This window comes from Trinickia acidisoli, assembly GCF_017315725.1.
Lineage (GTDB): Bacteria > Pseudomonadota > Gammaproteobacteria > Burkholderiales > Burkholderiaceae > Trinickia > Trinickia acidisoli.
The window spans coordinates 376,755-385,740 of record NZ_JAFLRG010000001.1 but is presented as its reverse complement, the minus strand read 5'-3'; the positions used below and the strand labels follow the sequence as shown (position 1 = coordinate 385,740).

Here is an 8,986-nt window from a genome sequence, read left to right as displayed (position 1 = left end):
GAGCCGTCGACATGAGCGGCAAAGACGGCTTGCTGCAGGCAATTGTCGGTAACGCGCCGCCATGCGTGAACTCGACCGAACGGCCAATGCCGCTGCGCGTCGATACGGCCGATCCTGTGCTGATCGGCGAATTCGGCGAGGAGCGGCGAGATGTCGTGCGTATCGGCGATCGCAAGACCGGCGGTAGCCTCGCGTTGGCCGTGTGGATGGACTACATGCGGCAGGCGCTAAAAGGCGCGCCCGAGTACGAGATGCCGACGCCGGCAGACGTCGTGTCGACCGGCGGCGAACTCTATTTCGACACGTTCCTGCCGGGGCAAGGCTTCGTCGATACGGTCGGGATCAGCGAACCGACGCTTCATGCCGAAGCAACGAAAGCCGCTACCAACAACGATGCGAGCAAAGAAATGGCCGGGCGGGAACCGGCACTCGCGCCGAGGCCCGAGCCCAGCGTCGATCGAAGCATCGCTCGCGACATCAAGCGCGGAACGTGACGCTCTCGCCGGCCTGTTGCGTGGCGTAATCGGAAAGGGATTCGAAGAATTCGCGGCCGTTGCGCGTGTCGAGCCACCGGCCATCGACGAACTTGAAGTGAAAGCCACCGGCCTTTGCGGCGATCCAGATTTCCTGCATCGGCGGCTGCAGGTTGACGATAATTTTCGAGCCGTTTTCGAATTCGAGCGTCAACAGGTTACCGCTACGCTCGAGCTCGATGTCGGCGTCGCTATCGTCGGCGGCTTGTTCGATACGCGAGAGCACGGCTTCCGCGCGGGAAAGGTAATCGCTATCGGTCATGCTAAACTCCGCCGGTTAAACTCACAGCTCACTAGACAGTCATGCGAGTCGTTTTCAGGATGAGCGCGATTGTAGCGGCTTTGGCCGTTGCGACAAGCGCGGCGCTGACCGGCTGCGGTCAACGCGGGGTACTTTATCTGCCTAAGGTCCCGCCGCTGCCTGAAAAACCCGCCCTTCGCACGGAGCCCCCGGCGTCGAGCGCGGCCGCTGGGTCGTCGGCGGCGCCTGACTCGTCGAGCACCGCTGCGCAAGCGCCGGTCACGCTGGCGCCCGCCGATTCGCTTGGCGCCACGCCGAACGCCAACCGGGCGGCACCCGCGGCCGGTGCCGCCTCGAGCCCCGCTCCCAATCAATAACGCAGGACTTTCGCATGTCTCACTCCGCCTTCGCCTATGTCGACGGCGTGCTGCACGCCGAAGGCGTCAGCACCGTCACGCTCGCCGAACGCTTCGGCACGCCGCTCTTCGTCTACTCGCGCGCGGCGCTGACCGACGCATATCAAGCCTACGCGCAAGCCTGTGCGGGGCACCGAGCATGCGTGCACGTCTCAGTCAAAGCCAACAGCAACCTCGCCGTGCTCAACGTGCTCGCGCGCTTGGGCGCAGGCTTCGACATCGTCTCGGGCGGCGAGCTAGCCCGCGTGCTGGCCGCAGGCGGCCAAGCGAAGGACATCGTGTTCTCGGGCGTCGGCAAGCGCGTCGACGAGATGCGCGAAGCGCTCGAAGCCGGCGTGAAATGCTTCAACGTCGAATCGATCCCCGAGCTCGATCGACTGAACGCGGTAGCGAGCGAGCTCGGCAAGAAGGCGCCGATCTCACTGCGCGTCAATCCCGACGTCGATCCGAAAACTCACCCGTACATTTCCACGGGGCTCAAGGCGAACAAGTTCGGCGTGGCTTTCGCTGAAGCACGCTCGGCCTATCGCGCGGCGGCGGCGCTCGAGCATCTCGAAGTCGTCGGCATCGACTGCCATATCGGCTCACAGATCACCGAGATCGCGCCCTACCTCGACGCGCTCGACAAGGTGCTCGACTTGGTGGCGGAAATCGAAGCCGACGGCGCGCGGATTCGCCACATCGACGTCGGCGGCGGCCTCGGCATCACGTATGCGAACGAAACGCCGCCCGATACGGGCCTATTCGTGCGCACGCTGCTCGAGCGCATCGAAGCGCGCGGCCACGGCCATCGCGAGGTGTTCTTCGAGCCGGGCCGCTCGATCATGGGCAACGCCGGCATCTTGCTCACACGCGTTGAATTCCTGAAGCCCGGCGCCGAGAAGAATTTCGTGATCGTCGACGCGGCGATGAACGATCTCGCACGGCCGGCGATGTATCAGGCCTATCACGCGATCGAGCCCGTCGTGCCTCGCGGCGATGCGGCGCACGTCTATGACGTCGTCGGTCCCGTTTGCGAAAGCGGAGACTGGCTCGGCCGCGACCGCACGCTTGCTGTCGAACCCGGCGATTTGCTTGCGATTCGCTCCGCGGGGGCCTACTCGTTCGCCATGAGTTCGAACTACAACACGCGGCCGCGCGCGGCAGAAGTGATGGTCGATCGCACCGACTTCCATGTCGCCCGCGCACGCGAGACAATACCCGAGCTGTTTGCGGGCGAATCGATCCTGCCCGCCTAAACCTCGCACCACGCGGCGGCCGGCCGATTCACGCTCGGCCGCCAAGCGAGCGGCGGCGCGACGCAATCTAGCGACGCCGCCCGCCCTTCACCCAACTTCACCCGCGCGCATGCATGCGCGCGCGAAGTTTCTCTCGTCCCCACACGAGCACGCGCCAGCCGAGCAGCGCAACGACGATCGCGCCATAGATCTTCGGCAAGAAAAGATCGTGCTTGCCGGCCTTCATCCACCAGAAATGCAGAATCGCGAGCAAGGCGATCGCATAAATCGCGCGATGAAGCGTCTGCCAACGCCGCCCCAGCTTGCGAGCGGCCGCCCGCGGGGATGTCGCCGCTAATGGAATCAACAAGAGGAACGCGGCGAAACCGACTGTGATGAACGGACGTTTGCCGATGTCTTTCAAAATCTCGGCCACGTCGAACCATTTGTCGAACCAAATGTACGTGGTGAAGTGCAGCGCGGCGTAAAAAAACGCATAGAGCCCGAGCATCCGCCGAAACCGCAGCAGCGCGTTCAAGCCCGTCAGCCGGCGCAGCGGCGTGACGGCCAGCGTGATGCAAAGAAACACGAGCGTCCAAAGCCCCGTCGAGCGCGTGACGAATTCGATCGGGTTCGCACCGAGGCGATCGGTCAGCCCGAACAGCACGATGCGCGCGAGCGGGTACCAGGCGGCGACGAAGACGCCTACCTTGGCCAGCGCGACCCAACGTCCGGGGCCGCTGCGACGGCCGACGGCATTCGCCGCGCGCCCGGACGCCGCGACACGTCCATTGCGCATCTCGCCGACGGCCAGTGTTTGCGTATCGAGAGACATCAAGCGCTCCTTTCGACTCAGAAGTTTTTGCGCAAATCCATGCCTTGGTACATCGACGCGACGAGACTGCCGTACCCGTTGAACATCAGGGTTTTACGCTTCGGCTTGAAGAATCCGTCCTCGCCGATCCGGCGCTCGGTGGCTTGGCTCCACCGCGGGTGGTCGACGTTCGGGTTCACGTTCGAATAGAACCCATATTCGTTCGACGCATACGTGTTCCAACTCGTTGGCGGCTGCTTCTCGACGAAGCGAATCTTGACGAGCGACTTCGCGCTCTTGAACCCGTACTTCCAGGGCACGACCATGCGAATCGGCGCGCCGTTCTGATTGGGCAGCACTTGCCCATAGACGCCGACCGTCAGCAACGCAAGCGGGTTCATCGCTTCATCCATACGCAGCCCCTCGGAGTATGGCCAATCGAGAATCGGGTCGGCGATGCCCGGCATCTGTGACGGATCGGCCAGCGTGATGAACTGCACGAACTTCGCATTGCCGGTAGGCTGAACGCGCTTGATGAGTTCGGCGAGCGGATACCCGATCCACGGAATGACCATCGACCAGCCTTCGACGCAACGGTGCCGATACACGCGCTCTTCGAGCGGCGCGAGCTTGAGCAGCTCGTCGATGTCGTACACCTTCGGGTTCTTGATCTCCCCTTCCACGCTGACTCGCCACGGCCGCGGCCGCAACGTGCCCGCGTTTTCCGAAGGATCGCTCTTGCCCGTGCCGAACTCGTAGAAATTGTTGTAGGTCGTGACGTCCTGGTACGACGTGAGCTTGTCGGGGACGACGAATTTCGCATTGGTCACGGCCGCGAGCTTCTGCGCTTTGGGGTTCGGCGACGCATAAGCGCCGAAAGCCGCGCGACTGAGCCCGAACGCACCGCCGGCGGCGGCCAGCCCTGCCGCGCCCGCCGCTTGCAACACGCGCCGCCGGTTCTCGAACACCACGCGCGGCGTGATTTCGCCGGGGGCGATGTCTTCACCGGTCAGTAAGATGCGCTGCTCTCGCTTGATCCACACGATGCTGCTCCTTCAGAAAAAACCGGGTCGCTTGTGCGCTCGTTCGTCGAGCATCGGATTGGGCCCGCTCTAGCTATATACCGGCGACATCATCGTTCGGATGCATGAAATTGCGCAGACGAAACAAAAAAACCGCCGATGGGCGACCATGCGGCGGTTTCTTCGTGGCAGTCGTGGCAGACGCGATCGAAATCGACGCGGGCGCGTCCCTTACAGCTTGCCGTAGCTATGCAACCCCGACAAGAACATGTTGACGCCGAGGAACGCGAACGTCGTCACGAGCAATCCCGTGAGCGCCCACCAGGCTGCGGCCGTACCCCGCAGGCCTTTCATCAGACGCATGTGCAGCCATGCGGCATAGTTCAGCCAGACGATCAGCGCCCAGGTTTCCTTCGGGTCCCAGCTCCAATAGCCCCCCCAGGCCTGGGCCGCCCACAGCGAGCCCAGAATCGTCGCCACCGTGAAAAACGCGAAGCCCACGGCGATCGACTTGTACATGAGATCGTCGAGCACGACGAGCGACGGTAGACGGTCGGTCAGGATGCCGCGCTCGCTGCACAGATACGCGACGCCAACCATGGCCGAGAGCGCGAACGAGCCGTAGCCGATGAAGTTCGCGGGCACGTGAATCTTCATCCACCAACTCTGCAGCGCCGGCACGAGCGGCTCGATCTGCTGCGCATCGCGCGCAACCGAGTACCACATCAGGAAACCGACTGCCGCACTGATGATGAGCAGAACGAAAGCGCCGAGCGAACGCGTCCCGTAATGCTGCTCATAGTAGAGATAAAACAGTGCCGTAATGAGGCAGAACAGCACGAACACTTCATAGAGGTTCGAGATCGGAATATGGCCGACGTCGCTGCCGATCAAGTACGACTCGTACCAGCGCACCATCATGCCGGTAAAGCCCATCAGCACCGCGAACCACGTCAGCCCGGACCCGATCGCGCCGCCCGACGGGGAGCGCGTCAACAGGCCGATCCAATAGAACAGCGTGGCCAGCACGAACAGGGCGCACATCCAGAGAATCGCGGACTGGCTCGACAGAAAATACTTGAGAAGAAAAGCCGAATCGGCGCGCGACAGATCGCCGTGATAGATCTGCAGCGACAGCAGCGCGAACACCGCGATGCCGACGGCGAGCAGGCGAACCGGCTTCCAGCGCCAGCCGAGCACGATCAGCGCGGGGACGGCGCAGACGAGCACGAGCTTGTCGTAGTAGTTCATGAACGCGTGGTAGCGCGTCAACGCGAAGCCGGCCCCGCCGGCCACCGCGAGCGCGAATAGCCAGTCGAAAAGCCCAAGGCGACGCAGGAACGATCGCTCGTCCAACATGCCGGGACTCGGCTGTGCGGCCGAGCGTGAGCGGGAAGCGTGTGTCAAGTCCATGATGAGTACCGGGTGTCAGTCTTGCGAGCCGGAGGACGAATCGATCGTCGCATCGAGCACCGGATGATGTGTGCGCTCATGCGCACCTTGGCTGGGCAACACGGGGGCATCGTGTGCCGCCGCGCCGAGCGTGACGCCGACGGCGTCGCGCACCATTGCGAACTCTTTCTCGAAGTCGAGCGTCTTGCGCGCCGTCGACATCGCCATGACGACGGTCGTGCCCGCAGCCGAATCTTTGAGCCAGAACCAAAGCCGCCGTTCGCGCACATAGAACATCGAGAAGATGCCGGCGACGAGCAGCAAGCTGCCAAGATACACCACTTTGGCACCCGGCGCGCGCGTGAGCTGGAATACCGAAGCTTGCACCTGCTTGAATGAATCAAGCTGCAGATAGACCGGAGATCCATACAAAAAGCTGTCGGAAAGCGCGTTGATCGAGTCTTGCACGAAACGGCTCGCGCTCCCGGTCGGCTTGGCGTCGGCCTCGCCCGCGTGCTCGCGCGCGAGCTGCCACAAATCCCACGTCGACCCTTCCAGCATGCGCAAAAGCAGCGATGCCGCCTTCGGCTGTTCGGCCTTGGGCACCGAGCGGTCGATGAATGCGGCAATCGACTGGAAGCCGCCGGGCGCCGCGCCCGGCGCGCTCGCCCCAGCGCTGCTGTCGGCTCCGGCGAACAGGTTCAGAACGCGCGCCGCGCTCTCCTCGAGGTGGGCGCGCAACTCCGGGTTCGAATCGGCCACCGCGCGCTGGGCGAAACGATGGGCCGCTTGGGCGCGCATGTCGGGATTTTCCAGGGCGGCGCGCAGCAACATCCACTCTTTCATGCTGCCTTGGTCGTCGGCGGGGATACGCAGATAGCGGAACGGATCGTTCGGCGTCGTGCGCATGCCGGCGAGGAAATAGCGCGCGCCGTCGACTTCGACGGGCAGCATGTAGTTGTTGAACTCGCGCGCTTGACCATCGGTGGTGCGAATTTTGTATTGAACCGACGGCCCGACGTTCTGCAGGTCGACCGGCTTGGAAGACTTGGCGCCCGAGCCGAGCCGCTCGTCGAGCATCTGCTCCAGCGAGGAATGGTGCACGACGACGCCGCGCGCGTCCGTCTGCCCGCTGCCGTTCGTGATGTTTTCGACGTTGATGGCGCGGAAATCGGCGAACTCCACCGTTTGCCCGTTCACGCCCGGCATCGAGGCCGACAACGGCGCCGAACCGCCGATCGTGCCGTCGACCGGCATCGTCTTGATCGTGTCGCCCGTCATCGGCCAAGCCGTCATGGCCATCTGGGAGCCGCCGTCCTGGAAGCTCGATTGGTAGATCGACACGCCGTCGTAGTTGAACGGCTTGTTGACCTCCACGCGAGCGGGAATGCGCTTGCCCGTCCGGTGATCGAGGACGACGATATCGCTCGCGAACAGCTTCGGCATGCCGGTCGAATAATAGTCGACGACGAATTTCTTCAGTTCGATCGAAAACGGCAGATCCTGAATCAACGAGCCGTTCGGCTGATTCAGGATGGCCGTCGAGACGTGCTGCCCCTCGGGCACCCAGGCATAGCCGCGGAACGTCGGGTTGGAAGGCGAGAGCCGATGCGCCGGCGAAATGTCGTTGATGACCACGCTCGTCGAGATCGGCGATTTGCCGAACAGCCACATCTGGAATTTGATCGGCAAGTTGCTGTCCATCAGACCGCCGATGCAGATCACGACGATGGCCACGTGCGCGAAGATGTAGCCGATCTTAGCCAGCGCGCCGCGCTTGGCAGCAACGAGCGTCGCGCCGTCCGATTCGCGCACGACGTAGCGATAGCCGAGCTTGCCGGCCAGCACCGACAACCGCGTCGTCGTTTCGGCACGCACGCCCTCGACGGTGTACTCGGCCTTGTGGTGGAACGCGCGCAGGCTGCCCTCGCGCACCCTGTCCTTCCAGCTCTTCGCGTCGGCGATCATCTTCGGCCCGTTGCGCACCACGCACAGCGAGATCGACACGATCAAAAAGCCGAGGATGAGCATGAACCACCAAGCGCTGTAGACGGTGAAAAGCCCCAGCGCGCGGAAGATATCCGCCCAGAATGGTCCGAACTGATTGACGTAGTTGGGATACGGGTCGTCTTGCGTGAGGACCGTCCCCACGATGCTTGCGATCGCGAGCACGACGAGCAGCGCGATCGCGAAGCGCATCGAACTGAGCAGTTCGATCGCGTGCTTGAGGACTCGCCGGTCCGACTTCAACTGATAACCCGAGGTGGTGACGCTCATTCAAACTCCTGTGGACCGGTGTGATCGCTTGGGCGATGACTGCGGTCCCATGCAAAGCAATACAGCAAAAAAGGGTGAGGGCCGGCCGCCGAAGGCGGTGGCGCTCCCACCCTTTCCTGTTCTCGCCGGGAGACCCGGCTCAATTATTCGTTTCCGGCAATGCTCAATGCAGACCGGCTATGTAGTCGGCAACCGCCTTGATCTCGTTATCCGAGAGCCGTGAGGCGACATCGTGCATGACATCGCTGTTGTTGCGTGCACCTGCGCCCTGTTGGAACGCATGGAGCTGCGTAACCGTATAGTCGCTCCACTGCCACGACAAACGCGGGTACTGGACGGGAATACCCATTCCCGTCGGCCCGTGACAAGCGGCGCAAGCCGGCACGTGCCGATCCGCAATGCCACCGCGGTAAATCTTTTGCCCCTCCGACACCGTTGCCGCATCGTGCGCGAAACCCGGCTTCGGCGTTTGCGCCGCGAAGTACGCGGCCACGTTGATCATGTCCTGGTCGGAGAGCGCCCCCGCCATGCCGGCCATGATCGCGTTCGTGCGCGCGGCCGCTTTCGCGCCCGCTTGCACTTTGAAATCTTTCAACTGCTTGACGAGGTAGGCTTCGTGTTGCCCCGCCAACTTCGGAAACATCCCGCTCGCGCTGTTGCCGTCCGCCCCGTGGCAAGAAGCGCAGACCTTCGTCGCGATCGCTTGCCCTCGATTCAAATCCGGCTTCGGTGTTTCCGCCGCTCTCGTTTGTGCCGCCCAACTCAACAAACCCGCTGCTGCAACGACTTGAAGCACCTTCAAAGACTTGCACAGTCGATTCATTCGCACACCCGGTTTCGTCTTGTGAGAATAGAGTGTCTTTCGACGCCCGACTTCGGGGCGCCACCTTCGCAAGCAACGGGATCGCCAAGCGGCCCGACGATTTCCCGAAAGGTTAACGCAAAAACGACAGCTAACGACTACCGCTAAAAGTCATGCGGCTATAAGTGCGAAGCGCTTGACAAACACCCCAGCCGGTCGTCAGTAAACCGTCGTATTGTACAATAACTCGCTAATCGCCAAGACGCCAGTCG

9 protein-coding genes are annotated in these 8,986 nt (G+C 62.8%); 3 read left to right on the top strand and 6 right to left on the bottom strand.

Annotated elements, in window-relative coordinates:
* The first annotated feature begins 11 nt into the window (after window positions 1-11).
* Window positions 12-494, top strand: a complete 483-nt coding sequence (locus J3485_RS01830; protein WP_206950897.1) for a hypothetical protein — start codon at window positions 12-14, stop codon at window positions 492-494.
* Here the strand turns inward: J3485_RS01830 and cyaY are convergent.
* Window positions 478-795, bottom strand: coding sequence for an iron donor protein CyaY (cyaY, locus tag J3485_RS01825; protein ID WP_206950896.1), 318 nt, complete (start codon window positions 793-795; stop codon window positions 478-480). The two genes, J3485_RS01830 and cyaY, sit on opposite strands and share 17 nt — an antisense overlap.
* Window positions 796-836: 41 nt before the next feature.
* On the opposite strand from cyaY, the gene lptM reads away from it, so the two are divergent.
* Window positions 837-1,151, top strand: coding sequence for an LPS translocon maturation chaperone LptM (gene lptM, locus J3485_RS01820; protein ID WP_206950895.1), 315 nt, complete (start codon window positions 837-839; stop codon window positions 1,149-1,151).
* 14 nt (window positions 1,152-1,165) lie between these two features.
* Window positions 1,166-2,428 (top strand): diaminopimelate decarboxylase, encoded by a 1,263-nt coding sequence (gene lysA / locus J3485_RS01815; RefSeq protein WP_206950894.1) that lies wholly within the window; start codon window positions 1,166-1,168, stop codon window positions 2,426-2,428.
* Window positions 2,429-2,525: 97 nt separating this feature from the next.
* Here the strand turns inward: lysA and msrQ are convergent, their stop codons facing one another.
* The 5 genes from msrQ to J3485_RS01790 all read right to left on the bottom strand — a co-directional run bounded on the left by msrQ (window position 2,526) and on the right by J3485_RS01790 (window position 8,735).
* Window positions 2,526-3,242 carry a protein-methionine-sulfoxide reductase heme-binding subunit MsrQ gene (gene msrQ / locus J3485_RS01810; protein WP_206950893.1) on the bottom strand — a complete coding sequence of 239 codons (717 nt, stop codon included), beginning with the start codon at window positions 3,240-3,242 and terminating at the stop codon, window positions 2,526-2,528.
* Between the two features lie 17 nt (window positions 3,243-3,259).
* Window positions 3,260-4,264, bottom strand: coding sequence for a protein-methionine-sulfoxide reductase catalytic subunit MsrP (gene msrP / locus J3485_RS01805; protein WP_206950892.1), 1,005 nt, complete (start codon window positions 4,262-4,264; stop codon window positions 3,260-3,262).
* 210 nt (window positions 4,265-4,474) lie between these two features.
* Window positions 4,475-5,656: a c-type cytochrome biogenesis protein CcsB gene (ccsB, locus tag J3485_RS01800; protein ID WP_206950891.1), complete on the bottom strand. Its 1,182-nt coding sequence runs from the start codon at window positions 5,654-5,656 to the stop codon at window positions 4,475-4,477.
* A gap of 15 nt (window positions 5,657-5,671) precedes the next feature.
* Window positions 5,672-7,912, bottom strand: coding sequence for a cytochrome c biogenesis protein ResB (locus tag J3485_RS01795; RefSeq protein WP_206950890.1), 2,241 nt, complete (start codon window positions 7,910-7,912; stop codon window positions 5,672-5,674).
* A 163-nt stretch (window positions 7,913-8,075) separates the two neighbouring features.
* Window positions 8,076-8,735: a c-type cytochrome gene (locus J3485_RS01790; protein WP_206950889.1), complete on the bottom strand. Its 660-nt coding sequence runs from the start codon at window positions 8,733-8,735 to the stop codon at window positions 8,076-8,078.
* Window positions 8,736-8,986 lie beyond the last annotated feature (251 nt).

What these genes read in the sequence shown, in the direction of transcription:
- J3485_RS01830 (WP_206950897.1), top strand. Translation starts at nt 12, where the DNA reads ATGAGCGGCAAAGACGGCTTGCTGCAGGCAATTGTCGGTAACGCGCCG.
- cyaY (WP_206950896.1), bottom strand. Translation starts at nt 795, where the DNA reads ATGACCGATAGCGATTACCTTTCCCGCGCGGAAGCCGTGCTCTCGCGT.
- lptM (WP_206950895.1), top strand. Translation starts at nt 837, where the DNA reads ATGCGAGTCGTTTTCAGGATGAGCGCGATTGTAGCGGCTTTGGCCGTT.
- lysA (WP_206950894.1), top strand. Translation starts at nt 1,166, where the DNA reads ATGTCTCACTCCGCCTTCGCCTATGTCGACGGCGTGCTGCACGCCGAA.
- msrQ (WP_206950893.1), bottom strand. Translation starts at nt 3,242, where the DNA reads ATGTCTCTCGATACGCAAACACTGGCCGTCGGCGAGATGCGCAATGGA.
- ccsB (WP_206950891.1), bottom strand. Translation starts at nt 5,656, where the DNA reads ATGGACTTGACACACGCTTCCCGCTCACGCTCGGCCGCACAGCCGAGT.
- J3485_RS01795 (WP_206950890.1), bottom strand. Translation starts at nt 7,912, where the DNA reads ATGAGCGTCACCACCTCGGGTTATCAGTTGAAGTCGGACCGGCGAGTC.
- J3485_RS01790 (WP_206950889.1), bottom strand. Translation starts at nt 8,735, where the DNA reads ATGAATCGACTGTGCAAGTCTTTGAAGGTGCTTCAAGTCGTTGCAGCA.